Origin of the sequence: Corynebacterium sp., from assembly GCF_030152825.1 — a bacterium.
GTDB lineage: Bacteria > Actinomycetota > Actinomycetes > Mycobacteriales > Mycobacteriaceae > Corynebacterium.
In genome coordinates, this window is sequence record NZ_JASLIP010000011.1 from 16,265 (window position 1) to 36,903 (window position 20,639).

Annotated in this window: 20 protein-coding genes and 1 tRNA gene; 11 read left to right on the forward strand and 10 right to left on the reverse strand. The window is 65.9% G+C overall.

Annotated elements, in window-relative coordinates; translation table 11 throughout:
* Positions 1-35: 35 nt before the first annotated feature.
* On the reverse strand, positions 36-830 hold the full coding sequence (locus Q1V78_RS02005; protein WP_300611063.1) for an oxidoreductase: 795 nt from the start codon (positions 828-830) through the stop codon (positions 36-38).
* 111 nt (positions 831-941) lie between these two features.
* On the opposite strand from Q1V78_RS02005, the gene Q1V78_RS02010 reads away from it, so the two are divergent.
* Together Q1V78_RS02010 and Q1V78_RS02015 are read left to right on the forward strand one after the other, a co-directional pair.
* Positions 942-1,460: a phage holin family protein gene (locus Q1V78_RS02010; protein ID WP_300611065.1), complete on the forward strand. Its 519-nt coding sequence runs from the start codon at positions 942-944 to the stop codon at positions 1,458-1,460.
* Positions 1,461-1,547: 87 nt separating this feature from the next.
* A complete protein-coding gene (locus Q1V78_RS02015) occupies positions 1,548-2,417 on the forward strand; it encodes an alpha/beta hydrolase (RefSeq protein WP_300611126.1) in 870 nt (289 codons plus the stop codon).
* Between the two features lie 34 nt (positions 2,418-2,451).
* On the opposite strand, the gene Q1V78_RS02020 is transcribed toward Q1V78_RS02015, so the two are convergent.
* From Q1V78_RS02020 to nth, 4 genes are read right to left on the reverse strand one after another with little or no spacing between them, the layout of a single operon-like run.
* Positions 2,452-3,645: a MarP family serine protease gene (locus Q1V78_RS02020; RefSeq protein WP_300611067.1), complete on the reverse strand. Its 1,194-nt coding sequence runs from the start codon at positions 3,643-3,645 to the stop codon at positions 2,452-2,454.
* Positions 3,646-3,656: 11 nt separating this feature from the next.
* A complete protein-coding gene (locus Q1V78_RS02025; RefSeq protein ID WP_300611069.1) occupies positions 3,657-4,469 on the reverse strand; it encodes a CoA pyrophosphatase in 813 nt (270 codons plus the stop codon).
* A 4-nt stretch (positions 4,470-4,473) separates the two neighbouring features.
* Complete coding sequence (locus tag Q1V78_RS02030; protein WP_300611071.1) at positions 4,474-5,343, reverse strand: TlpA disulfide reductase family protein; 870 nt, start codon at positions 5,341-5,343, stop codon at positions 4,474-4,476.
* Positions 5,344-5,347: 4 nt separating this feature from the next.
* Entirely contained in the window at positions 5,348-6,217 is an 870-nt protein-coding gene (gene nth, locus Q1V78_RS02035; protein ID WP_300611073.1) for an endonuclease III, read from the reverse strand.
* Here nth and glxR point away from each other — a divergent pair.
* Entirely contained in the window at positions 6,204-6,887 is a 684-nt protein-coding gene (gene glxR, locus Q1V78_RS02040; protein WP_070760459.1) for a CRP-like cAMP-activated global transcriptional regulator GlxR, read from the forward strand. The genes nth and glxR overlap by 14 nt on opposite strands.
* A gap of 164 nt (positions 6,888-7,051) precedes the next feature.
* Here the strand turns inward: glxR and Q1V78_RS02045 are convergent, their stop codons facing one another.
* The 4 genes from Q1V78_RS02045 to Q1V78_RS02060 form a co-directional block, all read right to left on the reverse strand.
* Positions 7,052-7,915 carry an MBL fold metallo-hydrolase gene (locus tag Q1V78_RS02045; protein ID WP_300611078.1) on the reverse strand — a complete coding sequence of 288 codons (864 nt, stop codon included), beginning with the start codon at positions 7,913-7,915 and terminating at the stop codon, positions 7,052-7,054.
* Between the two features lie 34 nt (positions 7,916-7,949).
* Positions 7,950-8,438, reverse strand: a complete 489-nt coding sequence (locus Q1V78_RS02050; RefSeq protein WP_300611080.1) for a RidA family protein — start codon at positions 8,436-8,438, stop codon at positions 7,950-7,952.
* 2 nt (positions 8,439-8,440) lie between these two features.
* A complete protein-coding gene (locus Q1V78_RS02055; protein ID WP_095075344.1) occupies positions 8,441-8,596 on the reverse strand; it encodes a DUF4177 domain-containing protein in 156 nt (51 codons plus the stop codon).
* 181 nt (positions 8,597-8,777) lie between these two features.
* On the reverse strand, positions 8,778-9,161 hold the full coding sequence (locus Q1V78_RS02060; protein ID WP_300611086.1) for a WhiB family transcriptional regulator: 384 nt from the start codon (positions 9,159-9,161) through the stop codon (positions 8,778-8,780).
* Positions 9,162-9,814: 653 nt separating this feature from the next.
* Between Q1V78_RS02060 and Q1V78_RS02065 the strand changes: the two genes are divergently transcribed.
* The 3 genes from Q1V78_RS02065 (at position 9,815) to Q1V78_RS02075 (ending at position 13,284) form a co-directional block, all read left to right on the forward strand.
* Entirely contained in the window at positions 9,815-11,866 is a 2,052-nt protein-coding gene (locus tag Q1V78_RS02065) for a transglycosylase domain-containing protein (RefSeq protein WP_300611128.1), read from the forward strand.
* A 294-nt stretch (positions 11,867-12,160) separates the two neighbouring features.
* Positions 12,161-13,075: a metallophosphoesterase gene (locus tag Q1V78_RS02070; protein WP_300611130.1), complete on the forward strand. Its 915-nt coding sequence runs from the start codon at positions 12,161-12,163 to the stop codon at positions 13,073-13,075.
* 135 nt (positions 13,076-13,210) lie between these two features.
* Positions 13,211-13,284, forward strand: a tRNA-Pro gene (locus Q1V78_RS02075).
* Positions 13,285-13,325: 41 nt separating this feature from the next.
* On the opposite strand, the gene Q1V78_RS02080 is transcribed toward Q1V78_RS02075, so the two are convergent.
* Positions 13,326-13,601 (reverse strand): hypothetical protein, encoded by a 276-nt coding sequence (locus Q1V78_RS02080; RefSeq protein ID WP_300611088.1) that lies wholly within the window; start codon positions 13,599-13,601, stop codon positions 13,326-13,328.
* 408 nt (positions 13,602-14,009) lie between these two features.
* Between Q1V78_RS02080 and Q1V78_RS02085 the strand changes: the two genes are divergently transcribed.
* From Q1V78_RS02085 to Q1V78_RS02105, 5 genes are read left to right on the forward strand one after another with little or no spacing between them, the layout of a single operon-like run.
* A complete protein-coding gene (locus tag Q1V78_RS02085) occupies positions 14,010-17,381 on the forward strand; it encodes a DUF4040 family protein (protein ID WP_300611090.1) in 3,372 nt (1,123 codons plus the stop codon).
* The gene (locus Q1V78_RS02090) at positions 17,378-17,884 is read left to right on the forward strand and encodes a cation:proton antiporter subunit C (protein WP_300611091.1); all 507 of its coding nucleotides are present in this window, start codon (positions 17,378-17,380) and stop codon (positions 17,882-17,884) included. Before Q1V78_RS02085 ends, Q1V78_RS02090 begins: the two co-directional genes overlap by 4 nt.
* Positions 17,884-19,650, forward strand: a complete 1,767-nt coding sequence (locus tag Q1V78_RS02095) for a monovalent cation/H+ antiporter subunit D family protein (protein ID WP_300611093.1) — start codon at positions 17,884-17,886, stop codon at positions 19,648-19,650. Before Q1V78_RS02090 ends, Q1V78_RS02095 begins: the two co-directional genes overlap by 1 nt.
* Entirely contained in the window at positions 19,650-20,360 is a 711-nt protein-coding gene (locus Q1V78_RS02100; RefSeq protein WP_300611095.1) for a Na+/H+ antiporter subunit E, read from the forward strand. The genes Q1V78_RS02095 and Q1V78_RS02100 overlap by 1 nt, the downstream gene beginning before the upstream one ends.
* Positions 20,361-20,639, forward strand: a complete 279-nt coding sequence (locus tag Q1V78_RS02105; RefSeq protein WP_015382033.1) for an MnhF protein — start codon at positions 20,361-20,363, stop codon at positions 20,637-20,639. It abuts the gene before it with no gap.

Consider the following 20,639-nt stretch of genomic DNA (forward strand, 5'->3'; position numbering starts at 1 on the left):
GCCCAGCTGACACCGGGGTGGCTGCTGCTCCGCTTCTACTGCTTCGCGTCGGCGATGGACTTCGCCTCCAGCGAGCCCTCGGCCAGCCCCTCGGCGTGGAAGATGATCCATTCGGCCATCGCCTCCGAGCCACCCTTCGCAAAGGCCTCCGCCTTCGCGCGGTACTCGTCGCGGTGGCGGTTCCACCAGACCTCCGGCACACCCAGCCCGCGCGGATCCAGGCCGCCGGTGATGGTCGCCAGCCGGGAGCAAGCGCGGGCGGTGACCCCGTTGGCGTCGGCGAAAGGCTCCAGGGTGAGCAGCTCGCCGTGGATGATGGCGGACAGCACCACGGAGTTGACCTTCGTTCCCCCGGCGATGAGGGAACCGAGCAGCTGCAGGCGGCCATCGGTGGCGCGCTTGGGGCGGCCCGGCACGAGAAACTCGGCGTTGTGGGCGGCCTTCGCGCGGAAGTTCTCATCCGACATCTGCGGCGAGGCCACCCCGTTGATCTTCGCGATCACCTGCAGCGGGGCGCGCTGCCAGGTGGTGCGGGTCTCCGCGATGCCATCCGGGGCCAGCAACTCCGCGGCACGCAGGGAACCGGCCAGGATCGGGTCCTCCACCTGGCCGTCCTCGGGCAGCCGCGGGGTGCCGCCGTCCAGCTGGGCGGAGGCGCGGGCCCCGCGCAGCACGGACTCGGAGCCGGTGACGTCCCAGCCTCGCAGGTTGGCGGGGTGGCGGTGCGCGCGGGCGATGAAATCGGAGGCCCGTTCGACGGCCTCGGGCACCCCGGGCAGCTCCGCGAGCGGGGCGAGGGGATCGGTAGTGAAACGACCTTGTGCAGACATGGCCACCACAATAATTCACCCCACCGCCCCACGCTCACCAATGGTCTGGCAAAATGGTGTGCAGTAATTTCTGCGCAGAATATTGACCATTAATTGTCAGGAGTATCGATCATGAGCAATAAGAGCGAAGGCCTATTCACCGATAGCGATAGCTTTAACCCTCATGTCAACGCTATCCCGCTGTCCGACGTGGACACCCGCCCGAAGGGTCAGGGCAGCATCGGCGACCTGGTGAAGGACGCCACCGCACAGGCCTCCTCCCTCATCCGCTCCGAGGTTGAGCTCGCGAAGACCGAGATCGCACAGTCCGGCAAGAAGGTCGGCCTGGGCGTGGGCCTGTTCGCCGCCGCCGGCGTGATCATCGCCTACTCCTCCTTCTTCCTCTTCCTCGCCCTGGCATGGCTGCTGGATCACTTCATGCCGCGCTCCCTGGCCTTCCTCGTGGTCTTCCTGATCATGGCTGTGCTCACCGGCATCCTGGCGCTGGTCGGCGTGAAGCAGCTCAAGGGCGCGAAGAAGCCAGAGCACACGATCAACTCCCTGGGCGAGCTCAAGCAGCTGACCCCGGATAAGGAGCGCTACACCGAGGGCAACTCCGTGGCCACCAAGGAGCCGGGCCTGTTCACCTAGGCCCCACACACGTAGCTTCCCGTGAGCACTCCCTCCCCGCACACCCCGCAGCACACGTTCGTGCATTCGCGGGGTGTGCGTTTGCATGTGCTGCTCCAGGGGCCGGTCAAGCCCAAGGGCTCAAACGAGCGGAACCCGCTGGTGCTGTTCATCCACGGCTTCGGCGGCGGCTACTTCGACTTCGAACCACTCTTCGCCCAGCTGGAGGGCGCCCCGCTGCGGCTGGCTGCGGTGGACCTTCGGGGTTACGGCCGCTCGGATAAGACGCCCCGTGGCTACGACCTGACCACCGCCGCATCCGACATGGCCGGCGTCATCCGCCGCCTGGGGTACAGCAGCGCGCACGTGGTGGGCCACGACTACGGCGGGCTCGTCGCCTGGACGATGGCCGCCCACGAGCCAGAGCGCATCGACCGGCTGGTTACGCTCTCTTCTGCCCACCCCACCGAGCAGGCGAAGTTCCTGTTCTCCCGCCCGCTGCAACGCTGGCGGCACACGCGAGGCACCCTGTTTGCACAGCTCCCCCGCCTCCCGGAACGCTCCCTGACCAAGGACGGCGCCGCCTCGGCCGAGAAGATCTTCCGCACCGGCGTGGCACCGGGCTTCCGCGACACCCCCATCTACCGGGAGTTCGTCATCAAGCGTCGCGAGGCGATGCAGGTGGATAAGGTCGCCCACCTGGCCAGCGAATACCGCCGCTGGGCTTTCCGCTCCCGGTTCCGTCCAGAGGGTCGGATCTTCGACCGCACAATCCCGCACCGCATCGAGGCCCCGGTGTTGGCGATCGACGGGTCGATGGACCCAAACTACTCCCCCGAGCTCGCAGCCCGCTCACTGGAGCGCGGCGCGGCAGGCTCCCGGGCGGAACTGCTCTACGGGGTCGGTCACTACCCGCACATCGAGGATCCCGTCACCGTCGCAGAGCTGCTCCGCGCCGAGCTGCTCACCACCGACTAACCGCGCGGCTCAGCAACGCTTAAGCAACTACTCCCTAGTCAGCCACGCAGCTGCGCGTATCCACCGGCGAGCTCCACCGGGCGGTATCCCCCACGCGCTCCAGCACTTCCTTCTTCGTCAGCGCATAGCCGGTGTCCGCCTCATTCGAGTCCGCGCCGAAGATCAGCCCCAGCACCTCCCCATTCGGGGCGACCAGAGGCCCGCCGGAGTTGCCCTGCACGATCTTGCCGCGCAGCGAGTACGCCTCGCGCTCGACCCGCTGGTCGGCATAGATATTCGGTCCCGCGATCCGCATCTGCTCACGCACGCGAACCGGGGCCGCCTTGAAGGGACCCCCCAGCGGGTAGCCCAGCGCGATGGCGTCGTCCCCGGACACGGCGGGCCTATCCGCCCAGCGCAACGGCTGCAGCTGCAGCTCCCCGGTGGCTCGCAGCAGCGCGATATCGTGCTCCGAATCGTAGAAGACCACATCCGTGTCCACCGGACCGTTGACCGTGGACAGGGTGACCTTGTTCGTCCCCGCGACGACGTGCGCGTTCGTCATCACCACTCCCGGTTCGACGACGAATCCGGTGCCTTGCTGCATCCGGCTGCACTGCTCCGCGATGCCCTCGACCTTGACGATGGACGGCCCGATGGCAGCGACGTCCGGAAGGTCCTGCAGCGCGGGGTCCGGCGGCTGGACCTCACGCTTCGTGACGGAGGCGAAGGGGTCGGTGACCGCGGGGATCTCGCTGCGGTTGATCAGGGCGTTGATGCGAGCGGGCAGGGTACGCATCCAGTTGGGAGCGATCTCGCCGATGGTGGCGATGATGCGGGAGTCCTGCGCCTCCCGGGCGATGCGGGAGTCCTGGCTGCTGACCACGGGCACCGCGATCATCCACATCACCACCATGGCGGTGACGACGGCCACCAGGGACCCCACGGCGGAATCAGCCTGGTAGAGCCGGCGCGTGCGGATGTTGTCGCGGATTCGCTGCCCGATGCCGGACCCCAGGAGGTAGCCGATCACCACGCAGCCCGCGAGAGTAAGCAGCGCGATGACCAGTCGGGAGCCTTCCGTGCCCTCGTCCTGGATAAGCCGGACAACCGGCCCCACGGCTTGCAGCCCCAGATAGCCACCGATCAGCACGCCCGCCAGGCTCAGCAGCGCGGCCACCCCGCCTTGCCGCAGCCCGGAGAAGAAGGCGGCGAGGGCGCAGATCACGAACGCGATATCAACGATCATGGGTGGGGTTTCTACTCTCCTGTTTCCTTCTTACGCTCGGCAGCGAAGTGGGCGCGCAGGGCGCGAGATTCGCCGTTACGGGATTGTTCCAGGGTACGAAACAGATCGAATTGGGTCTCCTCGTCCCAATCCTCGTGCCAGCCCGCGAGGCGCAGCAGGGCGTCGAGGACCCCGGCGGTGAAGCCCCACAGCACCATGCCGGAAACGTCGAAGGCAGGCCCCGACCAGCCGGCGAACCCCAGCTTGAAGCGGTAATCCGGGTGGACTAGCTCGCGGACGGCCACGGGCTGCACCCAGTCGTTTTCCACGGTGGCGGGGTGGACGGGCGAGAACTCCCGCCAGTAGGCGATCACCGGCACGACCGCGAAGTTCGTGCGGTCGATGTACACCGGGTCCATCACGGCCACGGGTTCCACGCCCTCGGGGTTGAGGCCGGTTTCCTCGACGGCCTCGCGGACGGCGGTGTCGATCGGGGTGGCGTCCTGCGATTCCCAAGCGCCGCCGGGGAAGGCCATCTGCCCGGAGTGGTTGCGCATGTCCACCCCGCGGTGGGTCAGGACGACGGTGGCGTCCTCCGGGAAGGGGTGGATCGCGGTAGGACGGTAGTCGGGGTCCCCGCCGAGCAGGATCAGCACGGCGGAGTAGCGCGGCGGCACGCCGTCCTCGTTGGCCTCCGGGACGTGGCGCGCGGGGTCGTTGAGCGCCTCGTGCACGCTGCCGCTGCGCGCGGCGGTGGCCAGCCTGGTGAGCCATTCGGGCAGGTCAGCGGCGAGTGACGGTTGGGTGGCGATGGCGGCACGCCAGTCTTCGAAGGGATAGGGCATGGTGTTAATTCTGCCCGCTCAGGGCGGCGTTCACAGCGGCTTCGAGTTCCTCGTAGTCACGGAAGACTTGGGGGTACATCTGCGCGCGGGTGCCGTCCGCGCGGTAAACCACCGTGATGGGGACGACCTTCGGCAGGCTGGTTGCGGTGTCGAAGCGGTGGGAACGGTCGGCGTAGACGGGCATGGTCGTGACGTTCAGCTCGTCCAGGAAGTCCGCCCCGGCCTGGGACTTCTTGTCCAGGTGGATGCCGGCAACGTTCCACTCCGGGTGTTCCTTGGCGAGCTTGTCGAAGTGGGGGAGCTCGCGGCGGCAGGGCTCGCACCACCAGGCCCAGACGTTGATGATCGTGGGCTTGCCAGCCAGGGCCGCGCCGAGGTCGGCGGTCTCGTTTTTGCCGCTAGTCAGGCAGGGCAACTCGATGCCGGTGAGTTCCGCGTCCGGGACAGGCTGCGCTCCGGCTTCCGGGGCGGGGCAGCGGCGGGGGTTCTTGATGCTGACGGGCTGCTCGGGGCCGGGGTCCGCATCGCCGTCCGCGCCGCGGTCTGACTCGCCTGGAGCGCCGGGCGCCGAGCCGGCGCCACCGACCATGCCCGGTTCGGCTTGCTGCTGTTGCAGGGAGTGAGCGCCGGGCTGATCATCACCGCCGCTCATCACGCCCGCGACCAGCGGGATGGCCGCGACAAGCAGGCCGATGATGATGGCGAAGACAAGCAGGAAGACGCGAGGGCGCGGCGCACCTGCACCGTCCCCGGAACCGCGGGCGACGTCGACGTCCTCGCGAGTCGCGGTGGGTTCGTCGGAACCGCCGCCGGGCGCAGCGTCGTGGTCTGGCCCAGCGCCGTTGGGATGGGAGCCGGAAGGGGTTGTGGCCATGGCGTTAGTCCTCTCCGAATCCGGCCAGGGCGAGCAGGTGTTCGCGGTCTGGCGAGGTGATGCGGGTCATCGCTTCCTCCGGGTCAGGGGTGCCCGCAAGCCCGAAGCTGGGGCACTGCCAGGCCAGGAAGCAGGCGCCACAGGCCGGCTTGCGGGAGTGGCAGACGCGACGGCCGTGAAAGATGACCCGGTGGCTGAACATGGTCCACTCCTTGGGCTCGATGAGCTCCATGAGTTCCCGCTCCACCTTGACCGGGTCCTCCTGCTCGGTGAGCTTCCAGCGGCGCACGAGGCGACCCAGGTGGGTGTCCACGGTGATGCCAGGCACACCAAAAGCATTGCCGAGCACAACATTCGCGGTCTTGCGCCCCACCCCCGGCAGGGCGACGAGCTCCTCGAGGGTGCGGGGAACCTCACCGCCGTGCTTCTCGGCGATGGCGGTGCCGAGCCCGATGAGGGAACGGGTCTTGGCCTGGTAAAAACCGGTGGGCCGGATAACCTCGGCGAGCTCCTCCGGGTCCGCGGCCGCGTAATCGGCAGCGGTGGGATATAACGAAAATAGGACCGGCGTCACACTATTGACCCGCACATCGGTAGACTGTGCAGATAGGACTGTTGCTACGAGAAGCTCCAGTGGCGTCGAAAAGTCGAGCTCCGCATGAGCATCGGGATAGCCGACCGCGAGAGTGCGGTTGAGTTTCCTCGTTCGGCGCTTGAGCGCCAGCGGGGTTTCCACATGCGAAGGATCTGCGGCGCGATGGCTGCCAGGTTTCGGCAAGCGAGGCGCTGAGGTTTTCGGCATGGCTACTACTGTAGTGTGAGTCCGGTTAAACGTCGTCAAGTGGGAGTGTAAGGAACAGATGGCAGAGAACACCGAGATTCTGTCCCGCGCTGGAATCTTTCAAGGGGTAGACCCCGAGGCCGTGCAGGCTCTGGTTGAGCAGCTGGAGACCGTCGACTTCCCGCGCGGAACCACGATCTTCGAGGAGGGCGAGCAGGGCGACACCCTGTATATCATCACCTCCGGCAAGGTGAAGCTGGCGCGCCACTCCGCAGACGGCCGCGAGAACCTGCTGACCGTCATGGGGCCTTCGGACATGTTCGGTGAACTCTCGATCTTCGACCCGGGCCCGCGCACCTCCTCGGCAGTGTGCGTCACCAAGGTCTCCGCTGGCGTGATGACCTCCCAGATGCTGCACGATTGGATCGCCGAGCACCCGGGCATTACGGAGCAGCTGCTGCGCGTGCTGGCTCGCCGCCTACGCCGGACGAATAACAGCCTGGCCGACATGATCTTCACGGACGTTCCGGGCCGCGTGGCCAAGTCGCTGCTGCAGCTGGCCAACCGCTTCGGTATCCAGGAAAACGGCATGCTGCGCGTGCACCACGACCTGACCCAGGAAGAGATCGCCCAGCTGGTGGGCGCTTCCCGCGAGACCGTAAACAAGGCGCTGGCAGAGTTCGCCCAGCGTGGCTGGATCCGCCTGGAGGGCAAGTCGGTGCTCATCGCGGACACCGAGCGCCTCGCACGTCGCGCGCGCTAATCCCCCGGCGCTCACAACGAGGTCTGCGCCCCGTGTTGAAGCACAACGGAGCCAGCCCCGCGCACCGGATCGGCGCGAACCGGAATATAAAAAAGACCAGCCTCTCGGCTGGTCACCCCACTTGAATGCCTAGCGAGTTTCCCACTCGCTAGGCATTATCGCTTTTACTGCTGCTTCTTCAGGTACTCGATCGTCACGCGGGTGGACTGTGCGGCGGCATCGCGCAGCACCGGATCCACGTCCGTGTAGATCTCGTCGACAACATCCATGACGTCGGCGTCCTCACCGAGCTTGGCCAGTGCCTCGCGGACCTGCTCGAGGCGGTGTTGACGGCGCTCGATGTAGCGCTCGGCGAGCTCGCTGGTGTCCTCGCGGTCCGGACCGTGGCCCGGCAGCAGCGGTACGCCAGCGCCGCGGCGCTTCAGCTCCTTGAGGGACTCGATGTAGAGGCCGAGGTCGCCGTCGGTCTCGGAAATCATGGTGGTGTGGCGGCCGGCGATCGTATCGCCGGTGATGATCGCCTCCACGTCCGAATCATCGGATCCACCCTTGGAGTGGATGAGGAAGCACACGGAGTCGGAGGTGTGCCCCGGGGTGTGCAGGACCTCGATCGTCGGGGTGAGCCCCTCGATGCGGATGATCTCGCCATCCTTCACCGGCTCGGCGGCGATGCAGTTGTGCTCGTCGAAGGCGCGAACCGGAGCGCCGGAGAGCTGACGGAAGCGCTGGGCACCGTTGGAGTGGTCGTTATGACGGTGCGTGAGGAGCACGAGGCCGATAGTGGCCTGCGGGCCATCCTCGCCGCTGGTTCCTGCGCCGATGCTCTCCCCCACGGCCTTGCTGTGCAGGACGTTGAGGTGTCCCTCGTCCTGCGGGCCCGGATCGATAACGACCGAGACCGGGTCACCCGGACCGCGAACTACCCAAGAGTTCGTGCCTTCGAGCGCTGCATAGCTGGGGTTTGGCGCCAACACCACACCGACGTTCTCGGTGACCGGGCGAAGCTGACTGTACGCGGGATGTTGCATAACTCTAATTCTACGAAAACTCGCGACTAAAGGCCTATTGACGTACCTGAACGATGATGTCGACCTCCACCGGGGACCCCAGCGGCAGCTCTGCAACACCAACGGCGGCGCGGGCATGCTGGCCAGCGTCGCCGAAAATCTCGCCGAGGATATCGCTCGCGCCGTTGACGACGCCAGGCTGGCCGCCGAAGCCGGTGGCGGAGGCGACGTAGCCCGTGACCTTCACGATGCGTTCGATGTTCTCCAGACCGACCTCTGCGGCCGCGGCCGCCACGGCGTTGAGCACGGCGATGCGAGCCAGCTCGTAGGCCTCTTCCGGGCTGACCTGGGCTCCCGTGTGGGTGCCGATCTCGCCGACGAGGCCGAGCTTCGGCAGCTCACCGTTGACGAACGGCAGCTGGCCGGAGGTGTAGACGACGTCGCCACAGCGGACGGCGGGGACGTACGACGCGACGGCGGCCGCAACGGGCGGCAGCTCGATACCGAGCTCGTCGAGACGGGCTGGAACCTGAGACTTGGCCATGATTAGTCCAGCTCTCGCTTCATGTAGGCGACGTGCTGCTCGCCAGTCGGACCTGGCAGGACGGAGACGAGCTCCCACCCATCCTGGCCCCAGTTATCGAGGATCTGCTTGGTCGCGTGGGTGAGCAGTGGCACGGTGACATATTCCCATTTCTTCATGCCCTCGAGCATAGCGATCGCGCGCGAGTTATGGAGAGGACGAGCTGGGGCTATAGACAGAAAAATCCCCGGCCGGGGAGGTTTTAGAACCTCACCGTCGGGGGAGCTGCAGGCACATCGGTTAGCTTCCAGCTACTGCGAAATTAAAGACGGGCCGGGGTGTGGCCCTACTGAGCGGGGCTTAGGCCTGCCCCTCAGCCTCGCGCTGCGCAGCGGCAGCCTCGAGCTGGCCGGCGAAAAAGTCGGCCCAGTCGGTGACGTCCGGGCGGCGGCGCAGCAGGGCGCGGCGCTGACGCTCCGTCATGCCACCCCAGACACCGAACTCCACCTTGTTATCAAGGGCATCGGCGCGGCACTGCAGAACGACGGGGCAGTGACGGCAGATAGCGACAGCCTTGCGCTGCGCGGCACCCTTCACAAAGAGTTCTTCTGGATCCACGTTGCGGCAGTGCGCGTGGGTAATCCATTCACCGCGGTTCTTGAAAGACTCGCGGGTCGTCAGCTGCTTCACGGTCTGACGCACGGGCTTTGCTGCTGGTCGGGACTGGGAGCTGAATTCAGCCATTCTTCGCCTCCAAGCTGGATCTAACGTTCTTCGTTGCGATGTTCTTTGGGGAACTGATGTGCTTGCTCTTTCCTCAGCGATCAACAGGATGTGTTGCATAGCCTGCTGAAGCATTGCCCAGAATGTTACGGGGATCACATTTTGGATGTCTAATGCATCACAACGCCGGGGGTACTTAAGTGAGGAAAAATTTTTCATAGGCCACGCACCGCTATCACAACTCGCGCAAACATCCTCGACAGAGCACGGGAGCGGACCGTGCACATGGCGCGAAAATAGGTCGCGGCCGGTTTATGCACGTCAGGACAGAGCTTTCTTGAAATACCTTTAAAATGTGATGCGTCCCACATTTTCTGCCGGGCGTGCCCGCACGTGATAATTGTCCCCGAAAAGCCTGAAGAATATCGTCGGATAATTCTTTCCCCAAAACTAGCTCTGGCGGGGGTAGTGAGCCCCTACCCCACCGCACGGTCCCCAGCCGCAGCTTGTGATCTCACAATGCAACCGCGGGTGCTTTAGCCACGCTAAGGGCGTCCCGTGCGTCGACTAATGTGTGTCGCGTGGAGAAGAACAACGAGCAAGACACGGCAGCTTCCGACCGCGCCCGGCCCAGACCGGCCCTTCAGCTGATCGGCGCGACGCTCGGTATCGCCATGCTCCTTGCCCTGGGAATGCTCCCCTTCGCCGGCCTTGGCGGTGCAGTGGTGAACTCCTCCGCGAACACGATGAACGCCAACTTCGCGGATATCGAGACCAAAAAGTCCCTGCCACAAGCCAGCACGGTTCTGGACCGCGAGGGCAACACCATCGCCTGGATCTACGACCAACGGCGCTTCGACGTCCCGGCGGACAAGATCTCTTCCGCGATGAAGGAGTCCATCGTCGCTATCGAGGACCGGCGCTTCTACGAACACAACGGGGTGGATCTGCGTGGTTCGGCCCGCGCGCTCGCAGCCAACCTCTCCAGCGGCGGGGTGGCTGAGGGCGCCTCGACCCTCAATCAGCAGTACATCAAGAACTACCTGTGGCTGATCAGCGCCAAGAATGACGACGAGCGCGCCGCCGCCACCGAAACCAGCCTGGCTCGCAAGCTGCGGGAGATGAAGCTCGCGGGTGATCTCGACGAACGCTTCTCCAAGGACGAGATCCTCACCCGCTACCTCAACCTCATCTCCTTCGGCCGCGGCGCCTACGGGGTCGAGGCCGCCGCCCGCACCTACTTCGACCACTCCGCCGAGAAGCTGACGGACGCCGAGGCTGCACTCCTCGCCGGGGTCGTCCAGTCCACCTCCGCGCTCGACCCGTGGGATAACCCGGACGCCGCGCTGACCCGCCGCAACCAGGTTCTCCAATCGCGCGTCGATAACGGTTCCCTCACCCAGGAACAGGCCGATAACGCGGCCGCCGAGCCACTGGGAATCGCGGAGAAGCCCGCCGGTGAGCCCAATGGCTGCGTCGCCGCCGGGGATGATGGCTTCTTCTGCGACTACGCCCTGAACTGGCTCGAGGAGAAGGGCTTTAACCACGAAAAGATCGCCCGCGGCGGGTACACCATCACCACCACCCTGGACCCGGCCGCACAGCAGCACGCTGTGCAATCCGCCCGGAGCAATGTGGCCCCCGGCCAGCCCGGGGTCTCCGAGGCCCTGAGCTTCATTGCGCCAACGGAGGACTCCCACGAGGTCATCGCGATGGCGTCCTCCCGGAAATACGGGCTGGACCAGGAGAATCACGAGACCGTCCTGCCGCTGCCGCACTCCCTCCAGGGGCACGGCGCGGGCTCGGTCTTCAAGATCTTCGCCGCCGCTGCCGCCATCGAGAAGGGCATGGGGCTGGAGACCAAGCTGAATGTTCCGCCCCGGGTGGAGGTCGACGGCCTCGGCAACGGCGGTGCTGCTGGCTGCCCGCCGGGCAAGTACTGCGTCGAGAATGTCGGCCCCTATAAGCCTTCGATGACGCTGAAGGAGGCGCTGGCGACCTCCCCGAACACTCCCTTCATCTCGATGCTGCAGGATGTGGGCCTGGAACGCACCGTTGATCTGGCCGTGATACTGGGGCTGCGCAGCTACGCGAAGGAGGGCACCTCCGGGGATAAGTCCATCGCGCAGCGCATTAAAGAGGAAAAGACCGGTTCCTTCGTACTCGGCCCCACCCCGGTGGACCCGCTGGAGCTAACGAATGTCGGCGCCACGCTCGCGGACCAGGGCCGTTGGTGCGAGCCCTCTCCCATCTCCTCGATGACGGACGCCTCGGGGAAGAAGGTGGACATCCCCCGCGAGGACTGCGAGAAGGTGCTCAACCCGGCCGTGGCTAATGCGCTGGCCAATGGCATGGCGGGTGACGTATCGAATGGCACCGCCGCGGATGCTGCCCGCGCCACCGGCTGGAGCGGCCCGATCTCCGCGAAGACCGGCACCACCGAGACCAGCAATTCCGCGGCCTTCCTGGGCTTCACCCAGAACGTCGCCGGCAGCAGCTATATCTTCAACGATTCCGGCACCGCCTCCAGCCTGTGCACCTCCCCGGTTCGCCAGTGCGGGTCCGGCAACCTCTACGGCGGCAATGAGCCCGCCCGGAGCTTCTTCACCGCCGCCGGCCCGATCGCGGACTCCTACGGTGGCAAGAAGCTGCCGCCCGTGCGGCAGAAGCAAAAGAAGGGCACCGGCGAGCTCGCCGACGGTGGGGCGGCAGCCGCCCGGCGCTAGCCGGGGCTAGACCGGGCTGGTCCGGGACTGGCCCCGGGGCCTGACGCTCACCCGGGGACCGAGCGGTAGCTGGAGACGGCCGGCTAGAGCGGGCGGGAGGGCCACGACCGGCGAGCGGTGGATAGACTTAAGCCCGTGTTGAAACGCAAGACCTCGAAGTTCCGTGCCCACCTGCCCCAGCTGCCGTGGGTAGCGGGGAAGCCGAACGCCCCGCTGGGGGTTGACGTCCTAAAGAAAAAGGCAGGGAACGGCAACCGCACCGCATCTCGCCTGGTCCGGGTGATCGGCGCTGGGGTGGCGGGGCTCGCCGCGGCGGGAGCCGGCGTGCTGCTCGCGGCGAACCGCGAGATTCGGCAGTTCGAGCTGAAGGAAGTCACCGTCCCGCTGCTGGAACCGGGCACGCTGCCCTCGCACTGGGATTCACTGCGCATCCTGCACGTCTCTGACCTGCACATGCTGGCAGCTCAGCGACTAAAGCAGTCGTGGGTCGCGGGCCTCATCGAGCTCGACCCGGACCTGGTGGTGAACACGGGCGATAACCTCGGCGAGCACGAGGCAGTGCCGGGCGTACTGCGCGCGTTGGGCCCGCTTTTTGAGCGCCCGGGCGTGTTCGTCTTCGGCAGCAATGACTACTTCGCGCCGAAGCCGGTGAACCCTTTCGTCTACCTGCTCGGCAAGAAGCGCAAGCCCTCGCGCGTGCAGTTGCCGTGGCGCGGGATGCGCGCGGCCTTCCTCGAGCACGGTTGGCAGGACGCCACCCACGCCCGCCTGGAGTTCCCACTGAGCACCGATGCGCCGGTGGGCAGCGGGGAGCCGAAGATGATCCGGCTCGCGATCACCGGTGTGGACGACCCCCACCACGACCTGGCGGATTACTCGCAGGTGGCGGGCGCGCCGAACACGGATGCGGACTTGAGCATCGGACTGTCCCACTCCCCCGAACCGGCGGTGCTGGACCAATTCGCGGCCGATGGCTACCAGCTGGTGCTCTCCGGCCACACGCACGGCGGGCAGCTGTGCCTGCCGGGGAGCCGGGCGATCGTGACGAATTGCGGCATCGACCGCTCCCGCGCGCAAGGCTTGTCCCGGTGGACGGAACGGACGTGGCTGCACGTGACGAACGGCCTGGGGAACTCGAAGTACGTACCCTTCCGGATTTTCTGCCGTCCATCCGCGACCCTCATCCACGTGGTGGAGCGGTCGGACTAGCGGGTACGACCTGCGTTCTTAACCCTTAACCCCACCCCGGTTTTTCTCTTCCGGGGATCACGCGTTATAGTAAGGAACCGTTGCGGAGATCTTCCGACCGGATCAGCCGGCAGGAAAGCCCCCGCAGCCCATGACCGGGATATGGCGCAGTTTGGTAGCGCACCTCGTTCGGGACGAGGGGGTCGCAGGTTCAAATCCTGTTATCCCGACAAGTTAATGAAAGCCCTGGCCTTCCGGCCAGGGCTTTTTCTTATCCATGTGGCTTCCGCGCATCCGCACCATCCGGTCCGCATACCGTCTCATCAACACACAGCGCCGCACTCGGCACCCCGCCAAGATCCAACTTCTTGATTCCAAGATACGCGCCGATCAATAACAGGTAGGGAACCAGCATTGCCGCGACGCCGACGAGCACGTCCTTCAATGCGGGTCGCACGCTCAACGGATCGGAGTGGGCAACGTCGTCAGCAAGCTTCACCGAGCGTTCAGCTTCAGTAGCGGTCGTATAGGAGTCTTCGGCATTCATCGCGACCAAGGTCTCAATGAAAGCCGCGACTCATTCGACTGGCACAACAACAGCTGAGCCCCCAGCTCTACCGTTCGCGTGACAGATGTGGCAGGTGTGACAAAAGTGCCGAAAGGGGCCTCGTGTTGGATCTCACAACCTGGCTGATAGACTAAGAAAGTCGCATAACTGCTATCCGCATCACATTGTGACGTTCGAGCCTCCGGGTTTCTCCGTATAGCGCGCCGTCACCGCGAGCCGCGCCGCAGGAAAGCAACCGATGCCCGCGCGCCACAACAGCCACCGGACAACGCAGGTCTGTGCGTTAGACCTTTTGCACGCCGCGCCTCCAGGGTCCGCGACCAGCAGCCGCTGGCTCCGGGTCGCCCGGAGCCGCTGACCGAATCCTTAGTTGGGGTGTTTTAGCACGTGGCTCTGCTCGCGATCCCAGCCACCGTTGCGGTGGCCCTCGTTCTAGTTCCACTGCTGGTCAAAGTTCTCGACCGCAACGCGGGCTGGCCACTAGCAATCACCTTCGTCGCGCTGGCGGGGTACGTCCTCAAGCACGCGCGCGTCCCAATGGAGGGCGGTGCGCACCGCTGGTCAGCCACCTGGATCGAAGGCGCGTTGCCCACCTCCGCCGCACACCCCGAGGGCGGGGACATTACCTTCGGGCTGACGATGGATGCGCTCAGCCTCTTCTTCACGCTGCTTGCCCTGCTCATCGGCGCGATCGTGTTCATCTATTCCACGCGCTACCTGCACCCAGGCGAGAAGATCCTCAGCTTCTACCTGCTGATGACCGCCTTTATGCTCGCGGTGCTGTTGCTGGTTTTGGCTAGCGACGTTGCCCTGCTGTTCATCGGCTGGGAGCTCGTCTCGCTGGCTTCATTCTTCCTCATCGCCCGCTCCGGCAGCTCTGGCCAGGCTGGTGCCACCCGAACCCTGATCCTAACCTTCGTCGGTGGGCTCTTTCTCATCGCCGCGCTGGGCATCATGGTCGGAGTGACTGGTTCCACCCAGTTGGCCGACATCCTCGCGAACCCGAGCTGGGGCAATAACGCGGTGCTCACGGGCGTGACCGCCGTGCTGATCGCGATGGCGGGCTTCTCCAAGGCTGCGCAGATCCCCTTCCACTTCTGGCTGCCGGAGGCCATGGCCGCGGACACCCCCGTTTCCGCGTTTCTGCACGCCGCAGCGGTCGTGAAGGCGGGTGTCTATTTGCTGCTGCGCTTCTCGGGCATCTTCACCGGGACGATGATCTGGCACTACACGCTGATCATCATCGGCATGGTCACCGCCCTCATGGCGGCACTGTTCGCCATGCAGAAGACGGACCTGAAGAAGCTCACCGCGTATTCCACGGTCTCCCAGCTCGGCTGGATCGTGGCCACCATCGGCGTGGGCACCCCCTTCGCCATCACCGCGGCAATCGTGCACACCGCGGCGCACGCGCTCTTCAAGTCCTCCCTATTCATGCTGGTCGGCGTGGTCGACCACCAGGCGGGCTCCCGCGATACCCGACGCCTGGGCTCGCTGTGGCGCCGCATGCCCTTCACCTTCTGGTCCGCAGTCATCGCCGCCGGCTCCATGGCCGCGATCCCGCCGACCCTGGGCTTTGTCTCTAAGGAGGGCATGCTCACCGCCTTCCAGGAGGCACCGTTCTCCCAGGCCGGCGTCTGGGTGCTGCTAGCAGTCGCTGGTATCGGTGCCCTGGCGACGTTCATGTACTCCGCCCGCTACGTCTTCGGCGCCTTCGTCGATGGCAAGACGGACGAGTCCGAGACCCGCGAGGCCCCGGTTAGCCTTTGGCTCCCCGCCGCCCTGCCGGGCCTGCTCTCCCTGCCCGCCGTCTTCTTCCTGGCCTGGCCGGAGAGCTGGATGGATAACATCGCCGTGGCCACCGGCGTGGGCGAGGCGCACACGCACCTGGCGATGTGGCACGGGGTGAACGCCCCGCTCGTGATCTCCGTGATCGTGATGGTGCTGGGCGTGATCGGCATCTTCCAACGCAAGGCCATCTTCCACTGGTTCCAGCACCAGCCGCTCGGCCCCCTCACCGGTGCGGAGATCATCCACCTGGTTACGGAGTGGATGATCCGCTTCGGCCGGGTGGTCGCCACCCCAGCCAACTCCATGGCCGCCAACCGCCACGTGTTCTGGATCCTGGCGATGTTCATCACCCTGGGCCTGTTCAGCCTGATCGGGCCGGGTCGCCTGCACGGTCTCGGTGAACTGCCAGCCCGCATGGAGGGCGCGGACCGCGTCACCGACCTGATTGGCCTGCTCATCATCGGCGCAGCACTCATCGCCCTGCTCGCTACCCGCTCGCGCCTGGCCTCCGTCGTACTCGTCGGCATGGTCGGCGTGGGTGTCTCCTTCATGATGCTCACCCTCGGTGCCCCCGATGTCGCCCAGACGAACCTGCTGGTCGAGCTGTGCGTCACCGTCATCATGATGCTGGTGGTTCGCCACCAGCCGCGCCTGTACCTGCGCGAGGGCGAGAATCGCGCCCGCTTTGCCACCATGATTGCCACCGTCGTGGGCCTGGTGACTTTCTTCGGCGTCTGGCTGCTGCAGAGCCGCCACCCACGCCCGGAGCTCGCGGAGTGGTACCTGGAGAACACCCAGGACGCCACCGGCGCGGACAACGTCGTCGCCGCGATCCTCGTGGAATTCCGTGGCTACGATACGTTGGGCGAGCTGATCGTCCTCGGCATGGCGGGCATCGTCATCGCTGCGATCATCTCCTCCATGCCGCGCTCCCCGAAGCCGGGCTACGGCCCGGGCTCGACCTCCGAGGCATTCCGCGCACCGGGCCAGACCCGCTTCCCGGATGTCCACAAGGTCCCGGAGCTCGCACCGTTCTACTCCAAGAACCTGCGCTCCACCCACCTGAACTCGATCCTCCCGCGCATGACACTGTACCCGCTGATCCCGATCGTGGTCATCCTCTCGCTGATCACCTTCTGGCGCGGCCACAACGCCCCGGGCGGTGGCTTCCTCGCGGCCCTCGTCGCGGCCTGTGGCCTGTTCTTCTGGTACCTCGCGCAGTCCCGCGCACGGAAGCTGGGCTCCGACAACCTGGGCTACACGCTCATCGGTATCGGCATGCTACTGGCCCTGTGCACCGGCCTGCTGGGCTTCCTGCAAGGCTCCTACCTGGCGCCACTGCACGGCACGTTCCTGGGACAGCATCTGACGACCTCGCTGCTCTTCGACGGCGGCATCTACTTCGCCGTCTTCGGGCTCATCGTCGTAGTCATCAACCAGCTTGGTGGCCGCGACCGCCCCGGTAACCAGTACGCGCGCGCAAACCTGGATCGTTACATTCCGGCCAAGATGCACCCAGCCTCCGCCCAGCAAGCCAGCGAATCGGCGAAGCGGACGGTGGCCGAGGCCTTCAGCCAGTCCCCCGTGGCGGTACGCATCGGTGGGTCCAATATCGTGCTCAACCCCTCCGAGGTCAGCCGCGCCGCCCGCGAATCGGAAGCCCGGCACCGCTCGGAGCGTGAGTCCGCAAAGCGGCCCGCCGGCTCTGTGAGCCCGATCCCGGTGGCCAGGCCGGCAGACGCCGCGGAACACGCTACCGAGGCAGAACGCGGCGGCGTCGTTAAGGCAAAGGACGCAGCCCCCGCCCACCGGGAGGAAACCGACGCCGAGTTCAAGGCACGCAAACGCCGAGAACGCCGGCTCACCGGCCACGACGCATTCGACCGAGAACTCGACGAACTGCGCAGCAAACGAGGCCAAGTAAACCCAGCACCCCAGGAAAAGAAGCGGAGAGGAGACGACCAGTGATCATCGCAGCGATCATCGCAATCCTCGTCGGTGGCGGTGTCTACCTCATCCTCCAGCGGGGAATGCTCCGCCAGATTCTGGGGCTGTCCCTGATCAGCCACGGCGTGAACCTCATGATCCTCGGCGCGGGTGTGCCGGTGTGGCGCGGCGAACCGCTGATGAACCGCACCGATGCCGCCGAGGCGGGCGACCCACTACCCCAGGCCTTCGTCCTGACGGCCATCGTGATCTCGATGGCGGCGACAGCCGTCATGCTCGCGCTGGCTGCCGTCGGCCGGGACGATGACACCTCCTCCGCCGAGGACGCCGAGCGCGCCGCCCGCACCTTCCGTGGGCTGTCCACCCTTTCTCGCCACACGGACACCGAGCAGGTGGCCAAGGAGGCCGAGAAGGCGGCTGCTGCGAAGCACACGCCGCAGGCAGACACGCTGGGCGCACCTTACGGTAAGAATGATCCCCACGGCGCCGGCAACAGCAAAAATAATGGCAAGGAGGAGCGCTAATGAATTCCCTACTCCTTGCGGCTAATAACCCACACTCCCCGGACGCGTTCGCCGATGGGGCGGTGCTCGCCCTGTTCATCGTGGTGCCGCTGATCGCAGCAGGCCTGTGTACCTTCCTGCCCTGGGCGAAGGCCCGGAACCTGCTGGCCCTGCTGGTGCCGGCATTCGGAATCGCCACCTCCGGCTGGCTGCTCGTTCGCTTCGGCGGCGACGAGTCCGTGATCGCCGATAACGTCGGTAACTTCGTGGGCGGCGTGGCCATCCCGCTGGCCGCGGACACGCTGAGCGCCTTGATGATCTTCACCACCGCCCTGGTGGCGCTGGTGGCCAACTGGTTCGCCCTCGTCGTGGGCGAGATGCGCGCCCGCTTCTACCCCGCCCTGGCGCTGATGCTGCTGGGAGGCGCGTGGGGCGCGATCCTCACGGCGGACCTGTTCAACCTCTTCGTGTTCATCGAGGTCATGCTGATGCCATCCTTCGGGCTGGTGGCGATGACCGGAACCTGGGGCCGCCTGGCCGCGGCCCGCACGTTCATCGTGGTGAACCTGGTGACCTCCCTGCTGCTGGTCTCCGGCGTGGTGATGACCTACGCCGTGGTCGGCACGACGAACCTGGCTGCCCTGGCTGGCGCCGCTGGTCCGCGTGGCGAGGCGGGCTTTGCCGATGGCATCCACGGCACACAGTGGCAGCTGGTGGTCGCCCTCGGCATGGTGCTGTTGGCCCTGTCGGTCAAGGCCGGTGTAAGCCCAACGCACACCTGGTTGCCGCGGGCCTACCCATTTACTTCCCCGGCCGTGATGGCGCTGTTCTCCGGCCTGCACACTAAGGTCGCGGTCTACGGTCTGCTGCGCATCTACATGACCGTCTTCGAGGGTGATGCCCGCTACGCGTGGGCGATCCTCGTCATCATGGTGCTGGGCATGGTCATCGGCGGGTTCGCGGGCCTGTCGGAGAACACGATCCGTGGGGTGTTGGCCTACCAGATGGTCAACGGCATCCCGTACATGTTGATCCCGCTGGCCTTTCTCTCTGCCCGCCCGACGCTGATGCTGTCCGCTGGGCTGTTCTACATGCTGCACCACATGGTGATCGCCGCCAGCCTCATCATGGCCGGCGGCGCGATCGAGGAGACCTATGGCCACGGCAGGCTACGCCCGCTGCACGGCCTGATGCGTCGCGACCCCTTCGTGGCGGCGGTGTTCGCCGCCGGTGCGCTGGCGATTGTGGGCTTCCCGCCGTTCTCCGGCCTATGGGGCAAACTGGCTCTGGTCTTCGGCATCGCCGAGGACGGCAGCTGGAAGGCCTGGCTGGCGATCGGCACGATCATCCTGACCTCTATCGGCGCGCTGCTGAGCATGATTTATGTGTGGCGCGAGATCTTCTGGGGCCGCCCGATGAACCGCAACGAGGCGGACCCGGACCTTCGCATCAAGCCGAAGTACGTGCTCCCCTCCGCCGCGATGGCCGTTGTCTCCGTGGTGATCTTCTTCGCCGCGGGCCCGATCTTCTCCGTCACCAACCGGGCGGCGGAGGACCTCATCGACACCACCGAGTACGTCAGCACTGTTTTCGACGCCAACCAGTCCGACGAGCTGGTGGGTGGTCCTGGCCCGATCGGCCAGGTGCTGGACCCGGGCCCGTCAGGACTGGCGCATGTACCTGGGACCGATGAGCCGCAGGGAGTATCCGAGGTTGCCCACGGCGGCGCGGGCGCTGCCGATAACGCCCTCGCCGGGAACGCCGGTGACCAGGAAGGAGCACGCTAATGAAGCCCTGGAAAGTCCCCTTCCACTGCCTGTTCTACGCGGGCTGGCTGGTCGGTCAGGTGATCAAGGAGTCGATCGTGATGATGATCGATACCTTCGGCACCGGTCGCCGCATCGCGCCGGTGGTGATCTACTACCCGCTGCGGGTTCGTAAGGAACGCAATATCGCCGCCCTCGCGGCCTCCATCACCATCACCCCGGGCACGCTGGCCCTGGGTGTGACGGGCCCGAAGGAGGTCGATTACGACGCGGAGCGCGGCGAACGTTCCCTCAGCGACGCTTTCGAGGTCAAGTCCAGCGAGTACGAGGTGCAGCACAGCGATACCGCGCAGCGCTACCTTGCGATCCACGCCATGTACGGCCAGGATCCGCTGGAGCTGATGGAGGGCTTCGCCGAGATGGAGGAGACGCTGGTGCCTTCGGTGAAGGGCATCAAGCAGGACTTCGACGTCGACTCCCTCGTGGAGCGCGGTCGTCCGGGACCTCGCGGTTTCCGTGGTTCCCGCGGTGGCCGTGCCTCCGACGAGACGGTCTTCGACGTCGAGAAGGTGGACTCCACCCCGCACGCCGCGGCCTACGTCGCCGCCGTCCTGGGCGAGGACTCCGAGGACGGCGCGAAGGAGGAGGCTCCGAAGCACGATGACTACGGCTTCCGCGACCCCCTCTACCCGAACAAGTACCGCGACCAAAAGAAGAAAAAGGGGAAGTAGATGGAACCCACAACGCTGCTTTACATCCTGGTCGGCATCGCCGCGGCGATCATCGTCCTTGGTTTGGTGACGGTGCTGTACCGTGCAGTGACGACCAAGAATGACGGGCGTCGCGCGGTGCTCGCGGATATGCTCTTCGCCTGCATGATCGCGCTGTTCCTGTGTTTGAGCATCTTTAACCACACGGCGATTACCTACGAGGTCGCGATGTTCGCCGGACTGTTTTCCGCCCTGTCGACTGGTGCCGCGGCCCGCATCATCACCCGAGGGAGGCGCTAA

Bases quoted from the DNA above. Each gene is read 5' to 3' on its own strand.
- Q1V78_RS02065 (WP_300611128.1), top strand. From the start codon at position 9,815: ATGCTCCTTGCCCTGGGAATGCTCCCCTTCGCCGGCCTTGGCGGTGCA.
- Q1V78_RS02010 (WP_300611065.1), top strand. From the start codon at position 942: ATGAGCAATAAGAGCGAAGGCCTATTCACCGATAGCGATAGCTTTAAC.
- glxR (WP_070760459.1), top strand. From the start codon at position 6,204: ATGGCAGAGAACACCGAGATTCTGTCCCGCGCTGGAATCTTTCAAGGG.
- Q1V78_RS02080 (WP_300611088.1), bottom strand. From the start codon at position 13,601: ATGAATGCCGAAGACTCCTATACGACCGCTACTGAAGCTGAACGCTCG.
- Q1V78_RS02060 (WP_300611086.1), bottom strand. From the start codon at position 9,161: ATGGCTGAATTCAGCTCCCAGTCCCGACCAGCAGCAAAGCCCGTGCGT.
- Q1V78_RS02050 (WP_300611080.1), bottom strand. From the start codon at position 8,438: ATGGCCAAGTCTCAGGTTCCAGCCCGTCTCGACGAGCTCGGTATCGAG.
- Q1V78_RS02005 (WP_300611063.1), bottom strand. From the start codon at position 830: ATGTCTGCACAAGGTCGTTTCACTACCGATCCCCTCGCCCCGCTCGCG.
- Q1V78_RS02055 (WP_095075344.1), bottom strand. From the start codon at position 8,596: ATGAAGAAATGGGAATATGTCACCGTGCCACTGCTCACCCACGCGACC.
- Q1V78_RS02030 (WP_300611071.1), bottom strand. From the start codon at position 5,343: ATGGCCACAACCCCTTCCGGCTCCCATCCCAACGGCGCTGGGCCAGAC.
- Q1V78_RS02095 (WP_300611093.1), top strand. From the start codon at position 17,884: ATGAATTCCCTACTCCTTGCGGCTAATAACCCACACTCCCCGGACGCG.
- Q1V78_RS02100 (WP_300611095.1), top strand. From the start codon at position 19,650: ATGAAGCCCTGGAAAGTCCCCTTCCACTGCCTGTTCTACGCGGGCTGG.
- Q1V78_RS02105 (WP_015382033.1), top strand. From the start codon at position 20,361: ATGGAACCCACAACGCTGCTTTACATCCTGGTCGGCATCGCCGCGGCG.
- Q1V78_RS02045 (WP_300611078.1), bottom strand. From the start codon at position 7,915: ATGCAACATCCCGCGTACAGTCAGCTTCGCCCGGTCACCGAGAACGTC.
- Q1V78_RS02025 (WP_300611069.1), bottom strand. From the start codon at position 4,469: ATGCCCTATCCCTTCGAAGACTGGCGTGCCGCCATCGCCACCCAACCG.
- Q1V78_RS02020 (WP_300611067.1), bottom strand. From the start codon at position 3,645: ATGATCGTTGATATCGCGTTCGTGATCTGCGCCCTCGCCGCCTTCTTC.